The 25659-nt window shown below is 59.9% G+C and carries 29 protein-coding genes; 9 read left to right on the top strand and 20 right to left on the bottom strand.

The window, feature by feature from the left end; all coding sequences use genetic code 11:
* The 8 genes from QCE79_RS06785 to QCE79_RS06755 all read right to left on the bottom strand — a co-directional run bounded on the left by QCE79_RS06785 (nucleotide 1) and on the right by QCE79_RS06755 (nucleotide 5038).
* Nucleotides 1–195, bottom strand: coding sequence for a hypothetical protein (locus QCE79_RS06785; RefSeq protein WP_404989142.1), 195 nt, complete (start codon nucleotides 193–195; stop codon nucleotides 1–3).
* A 50-nt stretch (nucleotides 196–245) separates the two neighbouring features.
* Nucleotides 246–500, bottom strand: a complete 255-nt coding sequence (locus QCE79_RS39315) for an ogr/Delta-like zinc finger family protein (protein ID WP_404989360.1) — start codon at nucleotides 498–500, stop codon at nucleotides 246–248.
* 32 nt (nucleotides 501–532) lie between these two features.
* Nucleotides 533–2665, bottom strand: a complete 2133-nt coding sequence (locus tag QCE79_RS06780; protein WP_309842895.1) for a replication endonuclease — start codon at nucleotides 2663–2665, stop codon at nucleotides 533–535.
* A gap of 132 nt (nucleotides 2666–2797) precedes the next feature.
* Nucleotides 2798–3091 (bottom strand): hypothetical protein, encoded by a 294-nt coding sequence (locus QCE79_RS06775; RefSeq protein WP_309842892.1) that lies wholly within the window; start codon nucleotides 3089–3091, stop codon nucleotides 2798–2800.
* A gap of 304 nt (nucleotides 3092–3395) precedes the next feature.
* Nucleotides 3396–3614 carry a hypothetical protein gene (locus QCE79_RS06770; protein WP_309842889.1) on the bottom strand — a complete coding sequence of 73 codons (219 nt, stop codon included), beginning with the start codon at nucleotides 3612–3614 and terminating at the stop codon, nucleotides 3396–3398.
* A 1-nt stretch (nucleotide 3615) separates the two neighbouring features.
* A complete protein-coding gene (locus tag QCE79_RS06765; protein ID WP_309842886.1) occupies nucleotides 3616–4521 on the bottom strand; it encodes a DNA adenine methylase in 906 nt (301 codons plus the stop codon).
* Nucleotides 4518–4748, bottom strand: a complete 231-nt coding sequence (locus QCE79_RS06760; RefSeq protein ID WP_309842883.1) for a hypothetical protein — start codon at nucleotides 4746–4748, stop codon at nucleotides 4518–4520. Before QCE79_RS06760 ends, QCE79_RS06765 begins: the two co-directional genes overlap by 4 nt.
* Nucleotides 4745–5038, bottom strand: a complete 294-nt coding sequence (locus tag QCE79_RS06755; RefSeq protein WP_309842881.1) for a hypothetical protein — start codon at nucleotides 5036–5038, stop codon at nucleotides 4745–4747. Before QCE79_RS06755 ends, QCE79_RS06760 begins: the two co-directional genes overlap by 4 nt.
* Here QCE79_RS06755 and QCE79_RS06750 point away from each other — a divergent pair.
* Complete coding sequence (locus QCE79_RS06750) at nucleotides 5037–5327, top strand: hypothetical protein (protein ID WP_309842879.1); 291 nt, start codon at nucleotides 5037–5039, stop codon at nucleotides 5325–5327. The genes QCE79_RS06755 and QCE79_RS06750 overlap by 2 nt on opposite strands.
* Before the next feature lie 22 nt (nucleotides 5328–5349).
* Here QCE79_RS06750 and QCE79_RS06745 read toward each other — a convergent pair whose 3' ends face one another.
* From QCE79_RS06745 to QCE79_RS06730, 4 genes are all read right to left on the bottom strand, one after another.
* On the bottom strand, nucleotides 5350–5637 hold the full coding sequence (locus tag QCE79_RS06745; protein ID WP_309842877.1) for a hypothetical protein: 288 nt from the start codon (nucleotides 5635–5637) through the stop codon (nucleotides 5350–5352).
* Nucleotides 5634–5828, bottom strand: coding sequence for a hypothetical protein (locus tag QCE79_RS06740; protein ID WP_309842875.1), 195 nt, complete (start codon nucleotides 5826–5828; stop codon nucleotides 5634–5636). Before QCE79_RS06740 ends, QCE79_RS06745 begins: the two co-directional genes overlap by 4 nt.
* Nucleotides 5829–5903: 75 nt before the next feature.
* On the bottom strand, nucleotides 5904–6635 hold the full coding sequence (locus tag QCE79_RS06735) for a dATP/dGTP pyrophosphohydrolase domain-containing protein (protein ID WP_309842872.1): 732 nt from the start codon (nucleotides 6633–6635) through the stop codon (nucleotides 5904–5906).
* A gap of 458 nt (nucleotides 6636–7093) precedes the next feature.
* Nucleotides 7094–7771 carry a hypothetical protein gene (locus tag QCE79_RS06730; RefSeq protein ID WP_309842868.1) on the bottom strand — a complete coding sequence of 226 codons (678 nt, stop codon included), beginning with the start codon at nucleotides 7769–7771 and terminating at the stop codon, nucleotides 7094–7096.
* Nucleotides 7772–7843: 72 nt separating this feature from the next.
* Here QCE79_RS06730 and QCE79_RS06725 point away from each other — a divergent pair, with 72 nt between their 5' ends.
* The 3 genes from QCE79_RS06725 (at nucleotide 7844) to QCE79_RS06715 (ending at nucleotide 9567) form a co-directional block, all read left to right on the top strand.
* Nucleotides 7844–8200: a hypothetical protein gene (locus QCE79_RS06725; RefSeq protein ID WP_309842865.1), complete on the top strand. Its 357-nt coding sequence runs from the start codon at nucleotides 7844–7846 to the stop codon at nucleotides 8198–8200.
* A 221-nt stretch (nucleotides 8201–8421) separates the two neighbouring features.
* Complete coding sequence (locus tag QCE79_RS06720; protein WP_309842861.1) at nucleotides 8422–8739, top strand: hypothetical protein; 318 nt, start codon at nucleotides 8422–8424, stop codon at nucleotides 8737–8739.
* Between the two features lie 498 nt (nucleotides 8740–9237).
* A complete protein-coding gene (locus QCE79_RS06715; protein WP_309842859.1) occupies nucleotides 9238–9567 on the top strand; it encodes a helix-turn-helix transcriptional regulator in 330 nt (109 codons plus the stop codon).
* A 74-nt stretch (nucleotides 9568–9641) separates the two neighbouring features.
* Here QCE79_RS06715 and QCE79_RS06710 read toward each other — a convergent pair whose 3' ends face one another.
* From QCE79_RS06710 to QCE79_RS06700, 3 genes are all read right to left on the bottom strand, one after another.
* On the bottom strand, nucleotides 9642–10868 hold the full coding sequence (locus QCE79_RS06710; RefSeq protein WP_250464903.1) for an RNA polymerase sigma factor: 1227 nt from the start codon (nucleotides 10866–10868) through the stop codon (nucleotides 9642–9644).
* A gap of 71 nt (nucleotides 10869–10939) precedes the next feature.
* Entirely contained in the window at nucleotides 10940–11338 is a 399-nt protein-coding gene (locus tag QCE79_RS06705) for a VOC family protein (protein ID WP_250464886.1), read from the bottom strand.
* Nucleotides 11339–11452: 114 nt separating this feature from the next.
* Nucleotides 11453–11809 carry a YciI family protein gene (locus QCE79_RS06700; RefSeq protein WP_309845223.1) on the bottom strand — a complete coding sequence of 119 codons (357 nt, stop codon included), beginning with the start codon at nucleotides 11807–11809 and terminating at the stop codon, nucleotides 11453–11455.
* A gap of 473 nt (nucleotides 11810–12282) precedes the next feature.
* On the opposite strand from QCE79_RS06700, the gene QCE79_RS06695 reads away from it, so the two are divergent.
* Nucleotides 12283–14235, top strand: coding sequence for a hypothetical protein (locus QCE79_RS06695; RefSeq protein ID WP_250492394.1), 1953 nt, complete (start codon nucleotides 12283–12285; stop codon nucleotides 14233–14235).
* A gap of 327 nt (nucleotides 14236–14562) precedes the next feature.
* A complete protein-coding gene (locus QCE79_RS06690; protein ID WP_309842855.1) occupies nucleotides 14563–14943 on the top strand; it encodes a DUF2917 domain-containing protein in 381 nt (126 codons plus the stop codon).
* A gap of 34 nt (nucleotides 14944–14977) precedes the next feature.
* On the opposite strand, the gene QCE79_RS06685 is transcribed toward QCE79_RS06690, so the two are convergent.
* Nucleotides 14978–16606: a tannase/feruloyl esterase family alpha/beta hydrolase gene (locus QCE79_RS06685; protein WP_244827872.1), complete on the bottom strand. Its 1629-nt coding sequence runs from the start codon at nucleotides 16604–16606 to the stop codon at nucleotides 14978–14980.
* 185 nt (nucleotides 16607–16791) lie between these two features.
* Nucleotides 16792–17652, bottom strand: a complete 861-nt coding sequence (locus QCE79_RS06680; RefSeq protein WP_244827873.1) for a LysR family transcriptional regulator — start codon at nucleotides 17650–17652, stop codon at nucleotides 16792–16794.
* A gap of 161 nt (nucleotides 17653–17813) precedes the next feature.
* Between QCE79_RS06680 and QCE79_RS06675 the strand changes: the two genes are divergently transcribed.
* Together QCE79_RS06675 and QCE79_RS06670 are read left to right on the top strand one after the other, a co-directional pair.
* Nucleotides 17814–19199, top strand: a complete 1386-nt coding sequence (locus QCE79_RS06675) for a DHA2 family efflux MFS transporter permease subunit (RefSeq protein ID WP_309842849.1) — start codon at nucleotides 17814–17816, stop codon at nucleotides 19197–19199.
* 86 nt (nucleotides 19200–19285) lie between these two features.
* Entirely contained in the window at nucleotides 19286–20281 is a 996-nt protein-coding gene (locus QCE79_RS06670) for an aldo/keto reductase (RefSeq protein ID WP_309842846.1), read from the top strand.
* On the opposite strand, the gene rarD is transcribed toward QCE79_RS06670, so the two are convergent.
* Nucleotides 20282–21157, bottom strand: coding sequence for an EamA family transporter RarD (gene rarD / locus QCE79_RS06665; RefSeq protein WP_309845222.1), 876 nt, complete (start codon nucleotides 21155–21157; stop codon nucleotides 20282–20284). It lies immediately after the preceding gene.
* Nucleotides 21158–21415: 258 nt separating this feature from the next.
* Here rarD and QCE79_RS06660 point away from each other — a divergent pair, with 258 nt between their 5' ends.
* Nucleotides 21416–22474 (top strand): AI-2E family transporter, encoded by a 1059-nt coding sequence (locus QCE79_RS06660; RefSeq protein WP_244827876.1) that lies wholly within the window; start codon nucleotides 21416–21418, stop codon nucleotides 22472–22474.
* Between the two features lie 62 nt (nucleotides 22475–22536).
* Here the strand turns inward: QCE79_RS06660 and QCE79_RS06655 are convergent, their stop codons facing one another.
* Together QCE79_RS06655 and QCE79_RS06650 are read right to left on the bottom strand one after the other, a co-directional pair.
* Nucleotides 22537–24060 carry a SpoVR family protein gene (locus QCE79_RS06655; protein ID WP_250492406.1) on the bottom strand — a complete coding sequence of 508 codons (1524 nt, stop codon included), beginning with the start codon at nucleotides 24058–24060 and terminating at the stop codon, nucleotides 22537–22539.
* Nucleotides 24061–24215: 155 nt separating this feature from the next.
* On the bottom strand, nucleotides 24216–25481 hold the full coding sequence (locus tag QCE79_RS06650) for a YeaH/YhbH family protein (protein WP_244827878.1): 1266 nt from the start codon (nucleotides 25479–25481) through the stop codon (nucleotides 24216–24218).
* Nucleotides 25482–25659: the final 178 nt, after the last annotated feature.

The raw sequence follows: 25659 nt of genomic DNA, 5'->3' as shown, positions 1-25659 counted from the left end.
TTACGCGCCTCCTGACAAAACCGTCTCTTCGCCCAGCTCGACATCGGCGAATAGGGGCAGCGACTGCCGTCGCCCGAGCTTGGGAATTGGGACGACGGGCGGAATCAAATCAATACGTGTGCGGCACGCGTGACCACACCGCACGTTGTCGCACTGAAAATCGATCAACCACGCTGTGTCAGAAAGCTTCTCCATAGCGCGTGCAATCGAGCGCGAACCACAGTGCGGGCACGCAATCGAAAATCTCACAGCACCCCCCGTACGCGTTTGGTTGTGCGCGAATTGACTGGCCCACGCAGCCCAGGAGCAACCCCGGCGTGAATCTCCAGCACGACATGTGGATTCGGAGCCTGCGCGGGCGACAGCGAGAACAGGATTTCGAAACTGGCCGGAGCACGGTATCCGCACGCCTCACAACAGAAGTACAGGCGACGCAATAGGACACCGAGTTGCTCGCTGTGCCGCACTTCCAATTCTTCGCTACACGATGGGCACTCCATGACCATCGTGCGCGGCTGATCGACGCATTCGCTCATGACGCCTCCCATCGCTTCTCGCGCGTGCAAATCGAGGGACGGCCTCTCGCTTCCGCAAGCGCGTAGTCCGCAAGCAAATCCCCTATGTCATCGGAACTCACGTGAATTTCCTCGACCGCACGTGCAACCGGCCGTGCGTGCAGATCAGAACGCGCATGCCGATCCGGGACATCGGCCGTGCGCCACGAATTCGTCGTCGCCGCACCCCTTCCCGCAGGCTCGCCGTTATCGGCGCGATCGTAGTCAGCGATCCAGTCGTCAAAGTCGCTCGAATCAGACGTTTGGCTCTGCGTACAGTTATTGACACGAGTCCAAGGGCACGCTTCGCGCGCCAACCCCAATCCCAACTCCCAACTCATGCGGCTCGAATTACGAGTGAGGTCGATCTCGGCATCGCTCGGCACACGCGGCACGATCGTCCATGTATGTCGGTTTGTGCGCACCACCATGCTCACGAACTTCTCACGCAAAACGATCCCGTCTTGCTCATACCGAATGCCGCGAGCCTCCAGGCCCTTAACGCAATCGCCCACTGGCTCCCCGTATTGGCCGAGGCGCTCATCGTATTCACGATAGATCTGCACCGGGCGATCGTTGCGAGGACAGAACATGCCGCCGTTGGACTTCACGTACTTCGCCCAGGATGCGGACTCGACCTCACCATCGCTGTACTGGAATTTATTCACGGCCGCGTACATTTCATCGAGCACGCAAGGCGCGCCATCAGGCACCTTGTCGAGTCGGCGCGCCTCGCGCCATACGGTTACAGGCGGACCACCGATCGGCTGGAACTGACGGATGCCCCACGTCGATGCCCACGCATCAACCCGCATCGCCGTCTCAAGACCAGCGTTGCCAAACATGTCGTCTTGCACGCCGTAACCGTCGATATTCTTCGCGACGTATTTCGCGATGTAGCCCGCCGCTGTTCCTCGCTTCCAATCGATCGGCCTGAAATCGACGCGGTGATGTTTCGCGCCTCGCTCATCAGGCGAATCCTCCAGCGCGTAACGTCGTATCCATGCGCACAAGCGCGGCAACAGCGCCGCACGCTCGTCTCGTACGAACACGTCTTTTACGCGCCCGCGCTGACCGGGTGCGCGCACGCCTTTGCGGCGACGGAACAAGGCGGGATCGAAGAAGACAAGAAAATGCCAATGCGGGGTGCCGTCATGATTAGGCTCGGCGATACGAAAGCCGTACCACTTCACGCCGTGATTGCCGAGGAACGCGCGCAGACGCGCGAACATGCTTGAAAGATAGGACTGCGCTTCGTTCGGTAGCGTGCCGTCATAGCGCGGGTTCTCGCGAACGTTCCTCACGTACCACCGCCCGTTCGATCGAACGGATCGTTTGCCCTTGGTGAACTTGTGCATGCGTGATGGACACGTCACCGTAAGGAACAAGCCGATGTGCCCGAGCTCGCGTGCGATTGCCTCGCACCCGTTGATGCGAGTCATCAGTTCGCCGCGCTTGATCGCAGGGTTCGAGACGGAGCGTTCTTTTAAATCAGCCAACGAAAAACACGCGCCTTCTTCATTCGTTGCCAGTGTCCGTTCAAGCAATCTTTGGGTCCGCTTGCGCTGCTGCACGCGCCTTTTGAGGGATTCATCGCTCACGTACGAACCCATCTTTGCGTTGATAAACCCAAGTTGCATCGCCGCGGCTTCGAAGAATTTACGATGCATGACGCGAATCGCCTTTCGCCACCACTTTGCGCAAGTCATACGCAAAATGGCGGGCTGATCCATCACGCCAGCGATGGCGCCATTGCGGGTGATGCGCATCGGCATCGGCGGTTCGCAATTGAACTGCCGCACGACGCGTTCGAGCGCCGCACGCCGTGCCTTCTTACCGGTGTAAGCGGGGGCAAGTCCAAGACATTCCGCCGCCTTCCGCGCAGCCGCTTCGCGGATCGTTGCGTCGTCAGCGTTTAGCGGGAGCTTTAATGCGTTCAGCCGGGACGTGATATCGAACAGGAACAGATTCGCGGTGCGGCGTGCGTCGATATTGCGCGCGGCGTGACGCTCGCGCCATTGTTGGTCGATCTGGTCGCGCCAGCGAGCCGGAAAGCCTTGAAGTCGCTGCGACGCCCATTGCTCATCCGTCGGTATACGTCTATAGCTCATGCGATTGCGGAAGAATTAATGAATATTAAATCGATCTCTCCTGTCTTTTCATCCATTCATAGCCTGGTTAAAGAAATATGGAATTTCAAGCTTCGAAAGGATTTATCCGACCGAGTGATTGCGCTCAATGAGCTAATCTTTTCCGCGCAATCGAACCTGTTCGTTCAGCAGGAGACGATAACGATGTTTCGCGCTAAAGCCGACGACGTTGTAGAAGAAATTGGTCGCCTTGCAAAATAAGAAGAGGAGAAGAAGAATTACGATATGTACGAGCCGATACCCGGCTCCTCTGTGTGGCACTACCGCGCGGATGATGGTGCGGATCAGACGATGGCCCAGCGGCCCAAGCCCTCGGACGATCTTTGTCCCCGCTGCTTCGACAAGAACGAGCGATTGGTACTTCAGGGTTTTGAATATCAGGGTCATCGCCTTTCTCCAAGAAATGCTTCTCGTATGGGTTAGTCGCGAATGTCGACAAACCGCCCAAATCAACAATCGACTTCTTCTAACATAGCGCGGCACGGCCGATGAAATGCGCCTCGCCATCGTTGCCTTGACTTGAGCGCCGCTATGTCCGCTGCGGCGCTTGAACTGACCATGACGGCTGCACGCCATCTTCATCTTCCGGATGCATGCCGCACCATGCGAGCACGCCGACTATTACGATCAGCCAGATCGCCCACAGTGGCATCGGCTTCTTTTCCGGTTTTAGATTCATAGATTTGAGTTTCTAATTTGCAACATAACGGCCGCGCTTTGACAGGTCGCGCAGCAATGGACGCAGTTCTCGCATTGCTGCGGCTTCGGCTTGATCGGATTCCACCGTACGCGGCGGGCTCGATAGCTTCGGAACCGTAGCAAGCACGCCTGCACCAATGCCGAGAACCGCTAGGTCCTCGATCAGCAGTTCGCGCGTCGAACACACCTCATCATCGCGGCGCTGATCCATGTCAGCCCCGCGACGTGCCAACCGCGAACAGGGGCATGTCGGCTGCATCGTCACCGACACACACTGACGTGCTCGGCTCGATGCCGGTTGCCGCGCAAGCCGCAGGTGAAACCCAAACCACTTCTTCGCGCGCTACGGTGCCGACCTGCCCGCTTGCACGTGCGCTACGGGTGAAGCGCGCCCACCTACCCAAGGCGCGGTCGTACATTCCCGACGCATAGCCGCTGACGACGGCCATACCCCGCAGATTTGCGAGCAACGCCAGCAGATCGGCATGTTCGAGCGCCGACATTTCGCAGCGATAGTCGCGGCCAAGCCCGCGTGATACGCTGCCGCGCACTTCGGGTAGGTACGGCGGATCGACGTAAAACAGAACACTCGGTGCGTCATATTTCGCGATCAGTTCGACAGCGGGCATATGCTCGACCAGGGTGCCGCGCAAACGAGTGCCAATGGCCGCGAGGCGCGCGGGGTACCGCAGCCATTGCCCTGCCCCATCCGACCAGACGTCCCCAGCAAAGCCAGTCGGAGCGTGCAGCGGTCGAGTCGATCCACTGCTACCGAAACCCATCTGCGCCCGCACGCACAACCGCCGCGCACGCTCAACCGGTTCATTCGTCGCAAGCCATGCATCGTCGAATTCGGCGCGCGCGTAAGGAGTCGCCTCCAAGGCCGCGATCAGACGTGCGCGCATGGCATCGTCGCGAACCACGCGGAACAGATTCACAATCTCGCCGTCGAGATCGTTGTAAATCTCGACCCGGCTTCGCGGCTTCTGCAGAAGAACGGCGGCCGAGCCACCGAACGGCTCGACGTAAGTTTCATGCGGCGGCAAGTGCGAGAGCACCCATGGCGCGACGCGAAACTTGCTACCGAAATAGCTGATCAGTGGCGCTGTAACGCTCACGCGGCCTCCGCGTTGTTCATTCGAAGTGCCTCCCGCGCAGCGCGCAACGCGTCATCGCGCGACATGCAGCAAGCAGGGGCGGCCCCACTTTCCTCGTACCAGTGGAATTCTGACCGGCGTACCGTGAAGTAGCCGCCGCGCGTGCGACGTTCGTAGAACGGGCCGGTTTCGGTAATGTCGCGCTCGATCTGGCGAGGCGCAGCGGCTTGAACGTCAGCATCTGTCATACGGACCCCGCGATGGACGATGCACGCTTCGCCGAAGACGTACCCTGGCTATCGCTCGCGCGCTTGTAGGTGTCGATCGACGGATGCTCGCGACAGAGCCGCAGCACGCCCGATTCGATATCCGTCTCGATTTTGGGGCGTTCAACGTCAGCACACGCCAAAAGTACTCCCTCCTGACCGTGGTATAAATCCACCTCCCTGACCGGCCCCGTTTCGGTTTCTTGCAGTTGCGCGCGCACACACGTAACCGTGATGACCTTCGCATCAACCAACGTGGTGTAGATAGACATGAAAACCTCTGAATTCATCGAACTCAATGCAGTCAAACCGCATCAGTTGCTTGACGAGAACCTCGACGCTCGGCCAGCTCCCGATGTGATCGAATCGTTTGTCGCGATCGTTGAGCACATCGATTACACGTATCCAGTCGGCCAAGATGTGAAACAGAACCTCGAAACCGCGCTGTCTGACTTCTACGGTGCCTATGCTCAACGTCTTTCGCCCGACACAATCACGACCCTGCGCAAGAAAATTCGTACCGGCGTTGCGCACATCGCGACGCTTTCGACGCGCTTGTAACTGCGGGGCGACTGACCCGACCTCACACATCGCACATGACGTCGAAAGGCCTCATGTCGTCGCACACCTCGTCGCGGTGCGCATACAAAACCGCTGCCTGTTGCACGTTTGTTACCGGCCCGAGATACGGATCGAAATAGCCAAGCAGCCGCCCTGCCATCGAGAAAAACAGGTGCACCACGCGCGGCGCATCGCCGACTCGAACGTCGCCAACCATGGCGCGCACGTGAATGAGAGGCATCACCTCCGGCACCGTCAGTTCCGTAACGCGCGGCGCAGTAGCACCAATACCCGTTGATCCGCTATTCATCTGGATCCCCTCACACGGAAACTCGTGACAGCGCGTATCTGCTGCGCGCGTGGTCCCTCCAGTGCTGCCAGCCGCTGCACTTCATCGCGCGCGCGATGGCGGGCCATGCTTTGCGCATTGCTCGCGCGGATCACGCGCTGAATTGCGATCCTCTCTTCGTTCTGCCAGTTAGTACTGCTATTGATGTTCATTGCTTGAATTTCCAAAGATACCAACGCCTTAAGGCGCCAGCGATGTCAGAATGGCGTCAAAACTAGGATTGGGGGTTATGCGTCGCGCCCTTGCTTCGGGATGTGCTTGATCGCGCGATCCAAATAAGCCGAACACCAGTCCAGCCGTGTACGGGCGGCGTTTGCTTCCCACTTCGCCGCGAGAGCAGCCGTGATCTGCTCGGGAGTCGCGCCTGCGCGCTCCGCACAGTCGAACCCGCGCGAAATCATGTCGATCCATTCACTCACGTCGTCAGGTGCCGGTCCGACCTCCCTCAATTCCGCGCGGCTGTGATCGCAGATGCCAGCGGCACGACTACCGAGGCGGGACGTGTTAGCGCCGTTCACGACCGTATCCGGCAAAGAGGGCATTGCGGCGTAATCGTTCACGACTCGCGGACGCCTTTCCATGTCGAACGCGCGACGCAACACATCACTGCGCGCACGGAAGCGCACCGGATCCTCAGTCGAGGTTTCGGCGACGCCATCCTGATGATTTGTGATGTTCCAAAACGAAGTCTGATGCCATGACAACAATCGCGAAACGTTCGCGATCATGACGTGCGCCCGATGAAGTTCCCGGCATAGCGTTGAAGCGTCAGCGTCCTTAATCACTGCCCCGCGCGCTTGGGCGCGCACAACCCCGCCTCCTTCCTCGATCACAGCGGCGTGATAGTTCGCCGCTCCCCACATACGCTTCTGGTCGAAAGTCACAACACCGAGCGCATTGCGGATGATGATGTCCGCGGCGCGCAACTCGTCGCGCAGTTCATTGACGATCGGATTCACGCCTCACCTCTCGACTCATCTAGCTTTCGCCCCGGCGGGCGTTTCCGAGCATACTTTCGCGCATACATCCGCGCCCTTCGCGGAGGACGCAGGAAGATGCTCCATACTCTCCGCTCGCGAATCAACAGGAGCGACGCATAGAAAGCTGTCTTATATCGAACGTTGAACTGGCCTCGTTCGATTCTAAGATTGTCGACGGCCTCAACCTCAAAACGGTCACCAAGTTCACCCGCGGCTACCCCATGCAAATCGGAATCCACAATCGCGCCGGGACGCTGTACCGGAGTATGTGTCTGGAAGGCAGGATTGAATGGCTCGGAATCTTGCAATGATGTTTCGATAATGGATATAGTTCTCACCTGCCGATCGGTTGAGTGGTTATCGTCCTGCGTCATAATGTCGCTCCGTTTCATAGGGTAAGCGGTTGGAGGGAACGCAAAGCCAAGCGCCGACAGCCGCTAGTACACGTCCGATTCCCTAATTGCGCGGATCGTGTGACTATGGGTGTCAAAGAAGTTTCGGTAGCGTCCGACTACCGCATACGCCTGAAGCTCAAAAGCGCTCAAAAAGATTTTTATTCCGCTTACAGAGCTCTTCATTCCAAAGGCGCTTACTTCTTTCGGAACCGGTTGACTGCGGCAAACGGCAGCGAGCCGAGCCCTTGTATTTTGATGGCTTAGTAATTGGCTTCGTATGGCCTGTGACTTAGGACAGGCGATGTTTTGACGTTGATCAAAAGGAGGAAAAGCACCATGGAAAGTCGCTTGATAGCCGACTCGCTTGTGGCAGCATTTGATCCCTCGGTCGTCGCTGGCCTCGACCTTTACACAGTCCATCAGTGGAGCATCCAGCCAAAAATGCAGATTGCTCTTCGAAATGAGTCGAGAAGCATCTATCGAACAATCGGCGTTGACGGCATGGTCAGGTGGATGAACGCGCTTGATTGGTTCATCGAGAGGGGGTTCGTCGATGAGATCGGGCCCTATGGCGAGAGGTGGGGCAATTACGATGCTATCTTCACTCGAAGACGTTGATTTCTCAATAAATTCTCCGAGTTGCCCCTCTTCGCACGCATAGGCATGCGAGCAGGTTGACGAATTTTGGTAATCAACTGCACAATCTCGACTTTTACGCATCTACCGCTCTCCATGTGAGCTTGGCCTTCATCGCCAAAACCGAATTGGGTTGGCAAAGCTGCTTTGCGGCTAATGCCTGCCATCGCTCTGGCTCTAGCCGGTTCCGTTGAAATGCCAATCTATTCTCTAATCAAACAAGCGTCGAAGAACGCTAAATATGTTCTCGATAAATATCCTTATGGCGGGCCGAACCCAGATGCATTGAACGAACTTATAAACGCTGTAGAACCGTTGCGACAGATGTCGAACGGCGCATGGGATGCCGCCGAGTCGCTACTCTGCGAAGCGGAGTATTTCTACTCTGGTTACTGCGCCGAAGTCCGTCATCAGACTTACCGTAGCTGGGCGAGTAGACGATCCCGTGACGACATGTATCGAGATGTCATCCGGATGCGCCTTGAAGCCATCAAGTACTTGAGCATTCTTTGATCTGTGCATCGTCAAAACCTCCGCGTTGATAGCGATACTATCGAAGTGTTGACGCCCGTATGTTCGGACGTGGACCGCCCCGACCTCGCGCAGATTGGCGACATAAACTCGACTCTCACATACAGTTAGCTGTATTACCGATATTCCTTGTTCAATCTCAGAGTAGTATCGGCTTCTCAAAGCTACCGCGAATCGATAAAAAATGTTTATCGGAGACGAAGATGCCTACCTACACACTAATAAAACAGGCTTCGAAGAACGCCCAACATGTCCTTGAAAAATATCCAGACCCGGGGCCAAACTGCGCCGCATTGAAAGAACTTGAGACGGCGATCGAGCCGCTTCGGAAAATTCCGAGCTGTGCCTGGGACACTGCTGCGATGCTTTTAGCGGAAGCGCGCTTTTACTATTCGACCCACACCTCCGAAATTCGTAACAGGTCGTGGCGTGTCAGGATCTGTCATGAGTCTCACGACGAAATGTACCTTGCCGTTCTGCGAATTCGGCTGGAGGCCATCAAGCATCTGAGCGGATATTGAACTCACAGAGCGTCCGTGCTTATGACCTTCCAAGTGTGGTGTCGCACCACAGAAATGGAACCAAGCCATGCGGTTTTCAAAACGGTTTGCCGACGAGCGATCTCTCACAGCTGTCGCTGATGCTAAGCGCGACATTTTTTGTGAAGTGGCGCGCTCGGATTTCGATCGTCGGAAATCTGAAAGCGGTGCGCGAATGTCGACAAAAATTTCATGGGCAAGGCCGGACCCTTCTAATGCATGGTCGTGTAGAACTGCTGAGCACGTCATTTGATCCCCCTGCTAACCCCTATGTACCTTCGTCGCGAAGTCGCCCGGCGCGCTGGGTAATGATCCCAGGAACCGGCGGGGTTGAGGTCCGGTGCCGGGCGACATGCGAAGAATAGTTCGACCCAGTCGAACATGTCAAGCCCTATCGAACGTTCGACCATTGCGAACGTTGCCGGCGGTCGAGCGTTCGGATAGTCTTGACGCTGGGTTGAATTTCTTAGGGGTCTACTGATGAAAACTACGATTGAATGGCTCGACGATGTGAAAAGCGAGTTAAAACTACCGTCTGATTACGCAGCAGCCAAAGCACTCGGCGTAACTCGTTCAACTGTCAGCGCTTATCGAAACGGAAAATCGACTTTTGACGAAGATACCTGCTTCCGGGTCGCCGAGATCCTGGGCGTAAGAGCATTTGAAGTCGTTGCGTCAACCCATGTAGAGCGCGCGCGTGATGATCGCCATCGCGACTTCTGGATGGATGCCTTGGAAAAATTTTCCAGGGGTTTTCGGTGGCTGGCGGTACCCGCTAACGCTTGTCGGGCTTGGCCCCTACAGGTGTAACGCCAGCTTCAGTTAGCAAAACTCTTTATCTTATGTAAACTCAAAGATTAGACACAGCAACCACGACCCCAACATCACCCCATTTCCTCCGCCCGCCCCAAAAGAAACGCCTGCTCCCGAGCATTCCTGGTCAACGCAGCCGCACGCGCGAACTCCTCGCGCGCTTCGTCTTTGCGTCCCAACTTTGCCAGCAAATCCGCACGCACACTCGGCAACCAGGGATAAGTCCTGAGCGCTGGCTCGTTACGCAAATCATCAACGATATCGAGCGCAGCCTGCGGCCCATAAGCCATGCTCACCGCGACCGCGCGATTCAGCTCGACCACCGGCGTGGACGCCGTTTGCATGAGCGCGTCGTATAACGCGACGATCATCAGCCAGTCAGTCGCGTCGGCGCTCGGTGCGCGCGCGTGACACGCGGCAAGCGCCGCCTGTAGCGCATACACGCCGCGCGCGCCGCCCAAGGTCTCCGAGCGCTGCAAGGCCGTCAGCCCCCGACGAATCAAAAGCGGGTCCCAGCGGCTGCGGTCCTGATCGGGCAGCAAAATCGGCCGTCCTTGGGCATCGACACGCGCCTTCGTGCGCGACGCCTGAATCTCCATCAACGCGACGAGGCCGTGAACTTCGCTCTCCGTGGGCATCAGCTCGGCGAGAATGCGTCCGAGACGCAGTGCGTCTTCACAGAGCGCGGGGCGCATCCAGTCGTCGCCGGCGGTCGCTGAATAACCTTCATTGAAAATTAAATAGATGACTTCGAGCACCGACGCAAGCCGCGCCGCCCGCGCGTCCGCCTGCGGCACCTCGAACGGCACGCGCGCCGCCGTCAGCGTGCGCTTCGCGCGCACGATCCGCTGCGCGATGGTCGGCTCCGGCACCAGGAACGCGCGCGCGATTTCATCCGTCGTCAAGCCGCCGAGCAGGCGCAAGGTCAGCGCGGCGCGGGCATCGACGGAAAGAACGGGATGACACGCCGTGAAGATCAGCCGAAGAAGGTCGTCGCCGATGTCGTCTTCGCGGGCCGCGTCGAGGGCATCGACGAAATCGGGCGTGATGTGCATCTCCTGGGCGTCGAGATCGCGGCCCAGTTCCTCGTGCTTGCGCGCGTGCAGCGTGTGCTGCCGCAGCCGGTCGAGCGCCTTGTTCTTCGCTGTCGTCATGAGCCACGCTCCCGGCTTGTCCGGCACGCCCGCATCGGTCCAATGCTCGAGCGCCGCGACGAACGCGTCCTGCGCGAGTTCCTCGGCAAGCGCGACGTCGCGCACCACGCGGGCCACGCTCGCAATCACTTTCGCCGATTCCATTCGCCAGACCGCGTCGATAGTCTTGCGCGTCGCGATCGACTGCGCCGCCCGCCCGGCGTCCGAACGCTCGCTCACGCCGCTTCCGGATTCATATGCACGAGTTCCCAGATGTGACCGTCCAGATCCTCGAAGCCGTGGCCATACATGAAGCCGTGATCCTGCGGTTCGCGCGGCGCCCGCCCGCCCGCTTTCAACGCCTTCGCGACGAGCTCGTCCACTTCCGCCCTGCTCTCGCACGAAAGACACACGAGCGTTTCGGTGGCCTCGTGCGCATCGACGATCGCCTTTGCGGTGAAGGTCTGGAAGAACTTCTCGACGAGCAGCATCGCGAAGATGTTTTCGCCGATAACGAGGCACGCGGCGTCGTCATTGGTAAAAGCCGGGTTGAACGAGAGGCCGAGTTCCTTGAAGAAGGTCATCGAGCGCTTCAGATCGCGCACGGGCAAGTTGACGAAAATCTGTTGATGCATGGCGTAAGGCTCCGACGCGAATGGAAAGACGAGCGAAATTGCCGGCTTCATTGGGACGACGTTCGACGCGCCCGCCGATCGACAGGAAATCACCCGGGAGCAGCGAAACTCGCCTCAGAGATAGCACGGCCCGACTTTGCGGACCTCGATCGTGCACCACGCGGCCGCCGGGCACGTTGCGGCAATTTCAACTGCTTCGGCGTGCGTTTCGCAATCGAGCAGGAAAAATCCGCCGATCATTTCTTTTGCCTCGGCGAACGGTCCGTCGATGATTCTCGCGTCATCCGCCGATGCCCGCGAAACCCGCGACGCATCCTTGAGCGAAGTCAGCGACTCGCATGCGCGCAAAACGCCGCGCGCTTTCAGGCCGTCGGCGAACTCTCCCATCTGCCGATACGCCTCGCGCCCTTCTTCCGGCGTGCGTTGGCCGCGTTGCTCCACCGGCTCGATCACAAGTAGCAGATAAGCCACATCCACCTCCACGAAAAGTTTTTTAGCGTCGCTCAAGTTAAACCGTCGTGGCGCTATCGGCAAGGCTGGCGTGGGTTTGCCATGCGAATTCAAGCAAAAATCTATCCTCATACGTAACATTTTGTTACTCAGTATTACTCAACGTCATTCAATCCATCGAGTAGTATTTGCTTCAGACGAGTCGGAAATGTCTTAGAAACGATCAATAGTTACCTTGCATCGATTTCTTCTCATCATTAGTTCCAGCAGACCACCCGCTTTTCGTCACCCTTCTATCTCGCGATATCGAGCGATATAGCAAACGTTTGCGCGTTCAACCGTTCGTGTAGCAAAAGCGGGATGCGTGCATGTCGACGCCGGTCGGATGGCGGATCAGAACCCAGCCCGCCTGTCGAAAACCAGATGCTTTTTGCATCGCTGGGCGTAATCGAAATGAACGCCTGGTTTTATCTGCGCTTATGCGTTTTGAATCGATGACCAAAAGTCCTTTCCTGCTTTCGACGCTCGTTCTCGCTCTTGCCGGTTGCGGCGGCAGCGACGGCGGTTCTCCCGCCTCCACGAGCGCGGCTAGCGCCGGCCCCGCCGGCGTGGCAAACGCCTCCGCCGCCTCCGGCTCCGAAGCCGATGCCACCGAACAAGCGGTTGCCAAGGCTGCCTCGAATCTGCGTCTGACGTGTGCTTCGCCGGCGGTGTCGTCGGCATCGGCCGGCAACGGCAAGATCACCGTCGATACCCCCGGAGGCGACGGTTCGCGCATGTTCGCGATCAACGCCAAGTTCAAGGTCGCCGTCACCACGCGCGCCGGCAGCGCCGATACGCTCAAGTGGACTATCGCCGATGCGCTCGGCAAGACGGTCGCGAGCGGCAGTTTCGCGGTGCCTTCGGTTGCAACGACCACCACCCTCACCTGCTCGTCCACGCTCGCCGGCTACTTTGCCGTGTCCGCGACGCTCGCCAATGGCGGCGGTCAGGTGCAGACCTCGGGCACGCGTCCGAATGGCTTCGCGAGCTTCGGCGTGACGCCGGATCTGAGCGGCACGATTCCGGCCGTGACCTACACGAAGCAGGAACAACATCGCTTCGGCATGCAAGGCTTCAACGACAACGGCGTCATGCTGTCGGCGCTCGGCATTTCCTCGACTATCGACGATCGTCAGATGTCGGTGATGGAACCGAACGGCCGCAACACCTTCAACCCGAGCGCGAACAACCTCGATCCGTTCTACACGTCGGGCAAGGTCATGCGTCTCGTGCGGCTCGACGGCATTCCCGGCTGGGCAAGCGGCCACGGCCTGAGCCCGGACTACGGCTATGCGCCGGCCGATCTCGGCTACTTCTCGAACTACCTGTCGCGCGTCGGTCAGGAAACGGAGGCGATTCGCCAGAAGTACTATCCGACGATGTCGTCGAACTACTATCAGGTGACGTGGGAGCCGTACATCCTGTGGAAAGACACGGATGCCAACTTCGTCGCGCTCTACAAGGCCGCGTATCAGGGCCTGCATGCGAAAGATCCGCACGCGGTCGTGATGGGCCCGGCCGAGCCGTTCCCGTCGCTGACGACGGATCGCCTCAAGCGCCTCGCGCCCTTGGGTTACGCGCAATATATCGACGGCATCGCGACGCACGGTTATTACGATGCGGGCACGTCGCCCTCGCATCCGCCGGAGCGTCATCACACGGACCCGGACCCCGCCGATGCCGCGAATTCGCTGCTCAACGAGATGCGCAACCTGCGCGCGGAGATGGCGAAGGAATACAAGCCGAACATGAAGCTGTTCGTGACGGAAACGGGTATCAGCTATGACATCGGTTCGAGCTATGGCCCGAACTATCCGTCGCCGAACATTCTGTACGCACAGGGCGCGGTGGTGGCGCGTACGCATATCATCATGCTCGGCGAAGGCGCGGATCAAACCTATGTCTTCTTCGGCCCGGACTTCCCGGGCGAACCTGGCTACGGCACGTTCTTCGACCTCGACAATCCGCAAGCGGCATTCGGCACGACGAACATCAGCCCGAAGCCGGCCGCGATGCAAGTCGCCACGATGACCCGCGTGCTCGACGGCACGGTGACGCTCGGTCCGGTCAAGAACCTGCCGGCCGGCGTGTACGCCTATCAATTCCAGCAGCTTGGCAGCGGCAAGATCATCACCGCGTTGTGGACGCATAACAATGCAGTGTGGCCCGCGGCCGACGGCACCTTTAGTTCGAGCTACAACACCTCGTACAAGCTGCAGGTAGGTGTGCCTGGCACGGCGGGCACGGTGGCGTTGATCGATCCGATGGGCAACGTGTCGAGCGCACCGTACAACAACGGCGGCATCACGCTCACGCTGACTGAGTCGCCGCGTTATATCGTGTCGACGCTGGCGGACATCGCGAAGAACAACACGACGAAGCCGCTGGGTTATAGCGGCAACTAAGCGCGATCGAGATACTCGAACGAAGAGAACCCGGACCGTGGCAACGCGGTCCGGGTTTTTTATGACTTTGAAAATCCTGTCTCGATATTGACAGCGCGCCTGGTTCCAACTGATACTCCATTCCATGCACGCAGACCTCGTCCTCGCCATCGCCGCGATTAAAAACCCAATGAACGCCATTAAGCATGGCGGGTCATCGGGAGAACGTGTGCGCTAGCAGCCAAGGCTCAAGCAGACAAGTTGGTTCCGAAGGCCCCGCCGAAAGACGGGGCCTTTTGTTTGATGCGTGCTGGCCTTCCGTCTTCGGCTCACGACATGGAGAGCGAGATGGAAGAAGGTTCGAAAGTGCTACAACGCGGCGTGTTGCACGGCGTGGCAGCGGGCAAGCTGGATGCGAGCGGCGCACGCGTGGTGGTGTACGTCGAAGTCGCGCCGCATCAGACGGTGTCGTGGCGTCTTGCACGCGATGCCGACTTGCGTATCACCGATGCATCCGTGTGGCTCACGCGTCATCAGGATCCCTACGATTACTGGATGAAGCCCGGCGATATCGTGCGCCTGAAGCGCGGCGAATGCGTGTGGTTGTCGTCGGAGAGCGAGCACGCGGTCGAGGTATCGCTGACGTCGTATCGCAAGAATAAGGCGCGCACGTGGGCGCGGATTCTCGCGCGCTTCATGCCGCGCGCCGCGAACGCGACCAGCTTCTGAGCGTGCGCTCAAGACGGGCGCTCAAGGCAGGCATTCAAGGCAAGACACAGCGAAAGTTCGCCGCGACATTGATGCTGCCCTTACCCAGGTAACGGGGATAGCCGGGGTAACGGCAGATCGGCCGCGTGCGTCCGTTGGTGGCCGGCGCAATGTCGCTGCCGATGAGCGTCTCGGGCGCCGTGCCATTCGTGACCCACTCGTCGAGCGCGCCCAGTTCGTCCCATGCGGGAATGAATACGCCGTTGCCATGCTGAAAACCCGGCACCATGTAAAGCCGCATGAAGGAATCGACGCTGTCTTGGCCGTACTTGTCGATGAGCCCGTTGAAGAACGCGATGGTCTGGTTCGGGCTGATGACTTCGTCGGAGAGTCCGTGCATTGCAATCAGCTTGCCGCCGTGCGCGATGAATGCCGCGAAGTCCGGGTTCATCGCGCCGACCGTGTAGGCGAGCGTGATGAGCCGTTGCTTGTAGCGCGCGGGATCGTTCAGGTCGAAATTGAGCGAGTTGAACGAGAGATCGCGCGTGACGAAGTGGCGGATATACGCGTCGCCTTGCGCGAAGAGATAGCCATTGGCGCCGAAGGTTGGCGGCGAAAGCAGCGTGGGTGAATCGCCGAGACCGAGCGTGCCGGAGAAATCGACGCCCTGAAACACGTTGTAGCCCGGATAAGTATCGACGTTATACGCGAGCGGATACGGCAGCTTCAGGCCATCGCGCAGGAGTTCGAGCGTCTCGATCTGCGCGTCGGAAAGACAACTGTCGCGCAGTGAAGGCCGCTGCCCGTTCGCGCAGCGCAACGACGCGATGATCTGCGGCTCGAGCTTCCGGCAAGCTTCCACATTGCCGACGATGCCATCGGCCGCGCCGTCGAGCTTGTCGCACTCATGCACGACCGTTTCGAACAACCGCCGCTGCTGCGCGAGGCCGACGAATCCGCCCGGCTTGGCATAGGACGCCTGCCCGACTTTCACGCCCATCAGCCGCACGCCCGAGAAGTTGATAGCCGGCGCATTGGCGATCACGCCGTCGTAATCGTTCGGAAAGCGTTCGATGACCGTGAAGCCTTCGCGTCCGCCGGTCGAGCCGCCCGCGAAGTACGTCTTCTCCGGCGAACGTCCGTAGCCCATCTGGATGAGCGCGAGCGCGACATCGCGGGTCTTCTTGAGATGCGCGAAGCCGAAGTTGACGATGGCTTCGTCGTTCACGGCGAAGTCCGCGCGCCCCGCGTTGCCCGAGTGCCCCGAGTCGGAACCGAAGGTCGCATAGCCGCGCGCGAGCGGCGTCGAGTCGGGCGCGAAAGGCATGGGTTCGGTGCCGGAGACGAGCGTGCCGTTATAGCCGCCGCCGCCCATCTGCAACGCGCGGCCGTTCCATCGGCTTGGCAGATTCACTTCGAAGCGGATGTCGGGCGTGTTGTCCTGGATTGCCCGGATGATGCCCGTGACGCGGCAATACTCGCCGTTGCGATTGCCCGGCGCGGCGGCCTTCGTCACCGACGCGCTCTCGATCAGCGCGCCGCGCGTCGGCAGACCGATGATCGATGCGGGCACCGTCTTGCCACCGAGGTCTTCGCAATGCTTCGTGAGATACGTGGCGGCATGCGCGCCCGCAAACGACAAGGCGAGCGCCAAGAAGACGAGCAACTGCCGCCATGTCCTCATGGACAGGCCCGCGAGACAGCTAGATGAAAGACAGCAAAGACGTGACACGAGATGGGTTGGCCGCTTCGAACGCCGCTCAATATATAAGAAGCGATCGGCGAAGGCCAATCGCACCGGCTGCACGTTGTTGCGGCACAACCGCCGCACATCTCGCGCCTGCCCTCTTTCGCTTCTCGTCGAAGCGTTCATTCGCCGTCCCATTCGCCGCGCAGGTCGCTGCTTTCGAGCAACTGAAGCAGGGTCTCGGCGGGCCGGCTCAGATGTTTCGCGCCGAACGCGATGAACTCCACCTCCGGCAATCCCGGCAACGCTTCGCGATTCACAGGCGGCGCGAGTCCGCGTCCCGCCAGAAAATGCGAACGCACCGTGAGCCCGAGTCCGCCGCGCGCCGCCGCGATGCAGCCCGCATGGCTGCTGCTCGTGCAGACGGTTTGCCAGCTCGCGCCGGCCATGGCGAGCGCATCGAGTACCACAGCGCGCGTCACGCTCGGCTCGGCGACCAAGATGAGCGGCAAGGGCTGAGTCGTATCGACGATGGTGCCTGGCTTTGCAAGCCACTCCAGTCGGCCGCTGAACAGCCGCGTGCCGCGCGCATCGCCGATACGGCGCTTGCCGACGGCAAGATCGAGTTCGCCAGCATCGACGAGTTGATACAGCCGTCCCGTCATGCCGATGGTGATCTCCAGTTCGACATCCGGATGCGTGTCGCGAAAGGCGGCAAGCACGCTCGGCAGCGGCCCGAGCGCCAGATCGTCCGATGAACCGAGCCGCACGCGTCCGCGCAGCCGCGGCGAACTGAACTGCGATTGCGCATGCGCCATCGCTTCGAGAATCACGCGGGCGTGAACGAGCATGGCTTCTCCGTCGGCCGTGAGCGCGAGAGAATGGGTATCGCGCACGAGGAGCCTTCGTCCGACGCTTTCTTCGAGGCGTCGAATGTGCTCGGAGACGCTCGACTGGCGCAGACCGAGCTGACGGCCGGCGTCGGTAAAGCTGTGCGACGTGGCCACGGTCGCGAAGGTGGTCAGCCACACGGGATTCAGCATGCGGCATTGTGATCGGAAATCACGATCACAGTCAATGCGGTTAGCGGTCTTCCCGATAGCGCGCGGAGTCATTAACATTTCACAATCCGCGCTGACGGGCTTTTCACTGGCCTTTCATCAGGCTTTCGCGGCGCGCCGCATCCTGCCACTTCGCCCCTCAAATGAACAAACTGTCATCGCACACGGCTCTACTCTGGATCGTCGCCGTGGGCTTCTTCATGCAGGCGCTGGACACGACCATCGTCAATACGGCGCTGCCGTCCATCGCCCGCGATCTGCACGCGGCGCCGCTCGCGATGCAGTCCATCGTCGTTGCCGACACGCTCACGATGGCGCTTTTCACGCCTGCTTCGGGCTGGCTCGCCGACCGCTTCGGCACGCGGCGCGTGTACTTCGTCGCGATCACGTTGTTCGTGATCGGCTCGCTTGCCTGCGCGAGCGCCCACACGCTCGATCAACTCGTCATGGCGCGCGTGCTGCAAGGCATCGGCGGGTCGATGTTGCTGCCAATCGGCCGCCTTGCCATTCTTCGCACGATGACGGGCGAAGCCTACGTGTCCGCGCTCGCGATGATTTCGGTTGCCGGACAGGTCGGCCCTATTCTCGGTCCGACGCTCGGCGGCTGGTTCGTTCAGTCGTTCACGTGGCACTGGATCTTTCTGATCAACGTGCCGATCGGCGCGGTCGGCCTTTATGCCGTGCGGCGCTTTCTTCCCGACGACGCCGTCAGGAACGCGCCGCCTTTCGATTTCGTCGGTTGCGGGCTCTTGTCCCTGTGCATGGTGGCGTTTTCGTTGGCGCTGGATAGTCCGGTGCAAACGCATCGCGGGCTGGTGTCGGCGGCGCTGTTCGTCGTGGCCGCCGTCTCGGCCTTCGCGTATATCCCGTATGCGCGCAGAAAGCGCAATCCGCTCTTTCATCTCGCGCTCTTTCGCGAGCCGAACTTCAGCGTCGGGCTGATCGGCAATCTGGTGTGCCGGATCGGGTCGAGCGCGGTGCCGTTCTTGTTGCCGCTTCTCATGCAGCTCGAACTCGGTTACAGCCCGCTGCATTCCGGCTTGATGATGCTGCCTATCGCGTTCGCGGGCACCTTGTCGAAGCGCTGGATCGCGGGCCTCGTCAAGCGCTACGGCTACGACAATTTTCTGCTGGTGAATACGGCGCTGGTGGGCGCGTCGATCATCGGCTTTGCGTTGTTTTCGCCGTCGCTGCCGCTCGTCGTGGAGATCGCCATTCTCGCGCTCTTCGGCGCCTGCAATTCGATGCAGTTCGCGGCGATGAACAGCGTCACGCTCAAGGGCCTTTCCATCAAGGATGCGGGCAGCGGCAACAGCCTCTTCTCGATGGTGCAGATGCTTGCGATCGGGCTTGGCGTGTCGATCGGCGGGTCGCTCGTGCAGGTGTTCGAGCATCAGTTCGGCTCGGGCGCGATCGGTTTCAGACTGAGCTTCCTGTGCATGGGCGTGGTGACGTTGCTATCGGGTCTCGTGTTCAGACGGCTCGACAACGCGCCGCGCGCCGCCGCGCCCGCGCCTGCCGCGCGCTGATAGCGGCGTGCGCCCGGGTAGCCCCGAGCGCGCCGCACGCATAAAGACTATCCTGTCGATCGCTATTCAACCTCGGGAGCGCAATCGTGCAATATCGCAAATTCGGCAGCACCGGTCTCACCGTCTCGCGTCTCACCCTCGGCACGATGACCTTCGGTTTGCAGACGGAGGAAGACGCGTCGTTCGCCATCATGGATCGCGCGGCCGAGGCGGGCGTCAATTTCATCGACACCGCCAACGTTTATCCGCTTGGCGCGACGAACGACCTCGCGGGCCGCACCGAGGAAATCGTCGGACGCTGGTTGAAGGGCCGGCGGCATCAATACATTCTCGCCACCAAGGCCGTGCACGCGATGGGGCCGCTTACATGGGATCAGGGCGCATCGCGCAAGCATCTGCTCGATGCAATCGATGCGTCGTTGAAGCGTCTTGGCACCGACTACGTCGATCTCTATCAACTGCATAACGACGATCGCGACACGCCGCTCGACGAGATGCTCGAAGCGCTCGATACCATCGTGAAAAGCGGCAAGGCACGCTATGTCGGGGTATCGAATTTTCTGGCGTACAGGCTCGCACGTGCGCTAGGTCGCGCCGATGTACTGCGCACCGCCCGCTTCGTTTCCGTTCAGCCGCGTTATAACCTGCTGTTTCGCCAGATCGAGCGTGAACTGCTGCCGCTGACGGTGGAAGAAGGGCTCGCCGTGATTCCGTATAACCCGCTCGCGGGTGGCTTGCTGACGGGCAAGCACAAGCACGACGCCGCGCCTTCGGACGGACGCTTTACCGCGACGGTCGGCAAGGCAGGAGAAATGTATCAGCAGCGCTACTGGCATGAGCGCGAGTTCCAGACCATCGAAAAGCTGAAAGATGTGGCGAAGGAAAACGGCCGGTCGCTTGCGAGCACATCGCTTGCATGGGTGCTGGCGAATCCGGCGGTGACCTCGGCGATCATCGGTGCAAGCCGCGTCGAACAGCTCGACGAGACGCTCGCGACAGTGGAGCAGCCGATCGATACCGAACTCAAGGCGAAGCTCGACGATCTGACGGTGGAGTACCGATGGGGTGACGCGTTGCGTTGATCACCCTCGCCCCGGCCGCGCCCGATACAAGCCTTCGAGCGAATAAATCGCCAACGCCGCCCAGATCGCGCTATAGCCGATCAGACGGTCATGCCCGAACGCCTCCTGATAAATCACCACGCCGATGAGCAACTGCAGCGTCGGCGTGATGTACTGAATCAGGCCGAGCATCGACAAGGGAATGCGCCGCGCGCCGGCCGCGAACAGCAGCAACGGCACGGCGGTGATCGGCCCGGCCGCCGCGAGAAGCACCTCGATGCCCACGGACGCATCCAGGAAACCGCTATGTCCGTTCGCGCCGAGCACGAATAAATAAAGCAGCGCGACAGGACACAGCAACATGGTTTCGAGCGTGAGCCCTTCGAGCGCGCCGAGCTTCGCCGTCTTGCGCAACAACCCGTAGCCGCCGAAAGTCAACGCGAGCGCGAGACTGATCCAGGGCGGCGCGCCGTTCACCCAGGTGAGCCACAGCACGCCGAGCGCGGCGATGACAACGGAGAACCACTGCATCGGCCGCAACCGCTCGTGCAGGAAGGCCATTCCGAACAGCACGTTGACGAGCGGATTGATGAAGTAGCCAAGACTTGCCTCGACGATTCGCGCGTCGTTTACCGCCCAGATGTAAATGCCCCAGTTCGTCGATAGCAACACGGCGCTCGCCGCGAAGCGCACAAGCAGACGTTTGTCGCGCAGCACCGGGCCGAGCCAGCGCCACTGACGCCGCACCGTCAGGACGATGAAGAGGAAGATCAGCGACCAGGCCATGCGGTGCGCAACCATCTCTAGCGCGCTAATCGAATGCAACGCCTTGAAGTAGATCGGAAACAGGCCCCAAAGCGCGAAGGCCGCGAATGCGTAGACGACACCAGGATTCATTGTTGGATACATAAAGCGCACCGTGGCACGCACGTGGAACGCGCATTGCTTTTGCATCCGGCTCGATTGAGACCGGAAGCGGTCCGCAAGGAATGAAAGCCGGATTTTAGTCGAGTGCGGTGTCAATGGTGGAACGCTGACCGAACCGCCGGTCGAAACAGCGCTCCAACGCAGTGCATAAATGACGTCGGCAGCCGCGTGCTAGCATGCGCGAACTCGAGCGGCGCTGCCCGCTCCCCTTCCGCTTAACCGGTCCCAATGAATAATCAGTCCGTCCATCAAAGCTTCTTTCATATCCTGTTGTTCGTCGTCACGCTCGCGCTTGCTTGGGTGCTGCTGCCCTTCTTCGGCGCGATCTTCTGGGGCGCGATTCTCGCTATCCTCTTCCAGCCAATGCAGCGGTGGCTCACCGTGCGCTTCGGCAAGCGGCGCAACCTCGCGGCGCTGACGACGTTGGCCGCGGCGATTCTCATCGTCATCATCCCGTTGGCCGTGGTGGCCGTGACGCTCGTGCAGGAAATCGCGCTTGTCTACGCGCGCATCAAGAGCGGCGACCTGAATTTCGGAGTGTACTTTCAGCACGTGCTGCATGCGCTGCCGACTTCGGTGCAGCAGATGCTCGGGCGCTACGGTCTCGACGATATCCCTGGCATCCAGCGTCGACTCATGGAAGGCGCGGCGCAGATCAGCCAGTTCGCGGCGGCGCAGGCGTTGTCCATTGGCCAGAACACATTCCAGTTCGTCGTGAGCTTCGGCGTCATGCTGTATCTGGTGTTTTTCCTGCTGCGCGATGGCGGCGAGATAGGCCGGCGCATCCGTCGCGCCTTGCCGCTCGATCCGGCGCCGAAGCAGCATCTGATCGCGAAGTTCACGACCGTCGTGCGTGCGACGGTCAAGGGCAATATCGCGGTCGCCGCCGCGCAGGGTTTGCTGGGCGGGCTCATCTTCTGGATTCTCGGCATCAACGGCTCGCTCTTGTGGGGCGTGCTGATGGCGTTTCTCTCGCTCCTGCCCGCGGTCGGCGCGGCGCTGGTCTGGGCGCCCGCGGCGATCTACTTCTTCGCGACCGGCCAGATCTGGCAAGGGCTCGTGCTGGTTGGATTTTGCGTGGTCGTGATCGGTCTCGTGGATAACGTCCTGCGCCCGATTCTCGTCGGCAAGGACACGAAGATGCCTGACTGGGTCGTGCTCATTTCGACGCTCGGCGGCATGGCGCTTTTCGGCATCAACGGCTTCGTGATCGGGCCGCTGGTTGCGGCGCTCTTCATGGCAAGCTGGGACATCTTCACGCAAGACGAGGAAGGCAAGGAAATCTGAAGCCTGCTTCGGACAAGAAAAAAACGGCTCCGCGAGGAGCCGTTTTTCTTTAAAGCTACCGATCAGCGCGCGTGATTCGGCGGCGTGTACCGACAGTCGAAGCGCTTTCTCACCGTGCCATTTTCATCGACGCTCTCCAGATAAACGTCGAACTGCCACAAGCGCGCCATGTGCTTGAGCACTTCGTCGCTGTCGTTCGACAGATGCCGGTTGTCCGTCATGAAGTGGCGCAGCGTGAGACTGCGGTCGCCGCGCGTGTTCACCGAATAGACCTGAATGTTCGGCTCGCGATGATGTATGTCGTATTGGCGCGACAACGCCTGCCGCACATAGCGATAACCGCTGCCGTCGTGAATGGCCGAGACTTCGAGCGAATCGCGCATGTCGTCGTCGAGAATCGAGAACAGGCGCATTTCCCGGATCAGATGCGGCGACAAATACTGCGCGATAAAGCTCTCGTCCTTGAAGTTGCGCATGGCGTAGTGCAGCGATTCGAGCCAGTCGCTGCCCGCGAGTTCGGGGAACCACTCGCGATCCTCATCCGTCGGGTTTTCGCAAATGCGGCGAATGTCGCTCATCATCGAAAAGCCGAGCGCGTACGGATTGATCCCGCTGTAATACGGCTTCGTCACGGGCGGCTGATACACCACGTTGCTGTGCGAATGCAGGAACTCCATCATGAAGCCGTCTTCGAGCCGGCCTTCGTTATAGAGCGTGTTGAGCAGCGTGTAGTGCCAGAACGTGGCCCAGCCTTCGTTCATCACCTGCGTCTGCCGCTGCGGATAAAAATACTGCCCGACCTTGCGCACGATACGAATGACTTCGCGCTCCCACGGTTCGAGCAGCGGCGCGTTCTTTTCCGCGAAGTACAGCAAGTTCTCCTGCGGCTCCGGCGGATAACGGCTTTCGATTTCCTCGGCGGACTGTGCCTTGCGATTCGGCAAGGTGCGCCAGAGTTCGTTGACTTGCGACTGCAGATATTGCTCGCGTTCACGCCGCATCGCGGCTTCCTTCGCAAGCGAAAGTTTCTGCGGGCGCTTGTAGCGATCCACGCCGTAATTCATCAACGCATGGCAGGAATCGAGCAGTTCCTCGACGCGATCCAGCCCGAAGCGCTCCTCGCATTCGGCGATGTAATTCTTCGCATACACGAGATAGTCGATGATTGCGTGCGCGTCGGTCCACAGCCGAAAGAGGTAATTGCCCTTGAAGAAGGAGTTGTGCCCGTAGGCCGCGTGCGCGATGACGAGCGCCTGCATCGTCATCGTGTTCTCTTCCATGAGGTACGCAATGCATGGGTTCGAATTGATGACGATCTCATACGCGAGACCCATCTGCCCGCGCCGATAGCTCTTCTCGGTCGACAAGAAGTGCTTGCCGAACGACCAGTGCCGATAATTCACCGGCATGCCGACGGAGGCATAAGCATCCATCATCTGTTCGGCGCTGATGATTTCGAGCTGAATGGGATAGACGTCGAGCCCGTATCGGTTGGCGACGCGCGATATCTCGGCGTCGTATTCCTCGATCATCTCGACGGTCCAGTCGGACGGGCACGGCAGCGGCCGCTTTTCTGCAACATTCATCCTGCCTTCCTTGTGCGTCTCCTCGGACGCCTTGTCTTCGACTACTTCCTTGTCTGCTTCCTTCCCTTCTTCCAGTTCCAACGTCGATGCAACCGCACGATCGTCCGTGCCATCCGGTCGAGCCTTCTGCGCTTCCTTCTGCACATTCCGTTTCGTCATGCAGCCGCCTGTTGCTTTTCGAAGAGTTCGCGGAACACGGGGTAGATGTCCGCGGCGGAGTCCACCTTCTTCATGGCCAGTTCAGGCGCGCCGAGCGCAAGTTGCGCATATTCCACCCACAGATTTTGCTCTTCTGGCGCAACTTGAATATAGGCGAAATAACGTACCTTCGGCAGGATGTCGTCCGAAAGGAGCTTGCGGCACTTGGGGGAATCGTCGGTCCAGTTGTCGCCGTCCGATGCTTGCGCGCCGTAAATGTTCCATTCTGTCGGCGAATAACGCTCGTCCATGATTTTCTTCATGAGTTCGAGCGCGCTCGACACCACGGTGCCGCCGCTTTCGGTCGAATGAAAGAAAGTGTCTTCGTCCACTTCCTCGGCTCGCGTGTGATGGCGGATGAACACCACTTCGATTTTCTCGTAGTTCCGCTGCAGGAACAGGTAAAGGAGAATGAAGAAGCGCTTGGACAAGTCCTTGCGCTGCTCGTCCATGGAGCCGGAAACGTCCATCAGACAGAACATGACCGCCTTGCTCGACGGCGTGGGCTGCTTGACGCGATTCACATATCGCAGATCGAATGGGTCGATGAATGGGATACGCGTGATCCGGCCCTGCAGGATCACGATGTCCGCTTCCAATCGCGCGATGTCTTCGGGATCGGCGTTATCGCTCTTGAGTGCTTCGAGCTGACGTTCCATCTCGCGCAGTTGCGCGGTGAGCGGCATGCCGAGCGCGATACGCCGCCCGAGCGCGCTCCTCAGCGAACGCACCACGTCGATGTTATTCGGCGTACCTTCCGCCGCCCAGCCCGCACGCACGTTCTTCCACGTGGGCACCGCGAGCAGTTGCGTCTTCACGAGACGCGGCAGTTCGAGATCGTCGAAGAAGTACTGCATGAATTCTTCGCGCGACAGTTCGAACACGAAGTCGTCCTGGCCCTCGCCTTCGTTGCTCGCGCTTTTGCCGCCGCCGCCCGAACCGCCTTGCGGACGCGGAATCTTGTCGCCGCGAATATAGTCGGCGTTGCCCGGATGAACATACTCGCGCTTGCCGCCCGGTCCATGACGGAACGAGGGCTCGGCGATATCCTTCTTGGGGATGGTGATGCTCTGAGTGCTCTGAATATCCTTGATGCTGCGATCGCGCACCGCGTCCGAAACCGCGCGGCGAATGTAGTTCTTGACGCGTCGCAGAAAGCGCTCGCGATTGGCGATGCTCTTGTTCTTACCAGCTAACCTGCGGTCGATGATCTGGTGCAGCACATTCAGTCTCCCGCGTTGATGGCGAGGATGCGAGGCGCTGCGCGAGCCTTGGGCCTGCCGCGAAGGGCATGCCAGCGTCTCTCTCTCGCAAAGTGCCCGCTTTGCCGCTCAGGAAGTCACACCTTGCGGTGCAAACTTCGGTCCCGAGCGGCGCGGACCTACATTACAGCATGCCGCG

It is taken from the genome of Caballeronia sp. LZ003, assembly GCF_031451465.1.
In the GTDB taxonomy this organism is placed as follows: Bacteria; Pseudomonadota; Gammaproteobacteria; order Burkholderiales; family Burkholderiaceae; genus Caballeronia.
This window is presented reverse-complemented; position numbering and strand designations above follow the sequence as displayed.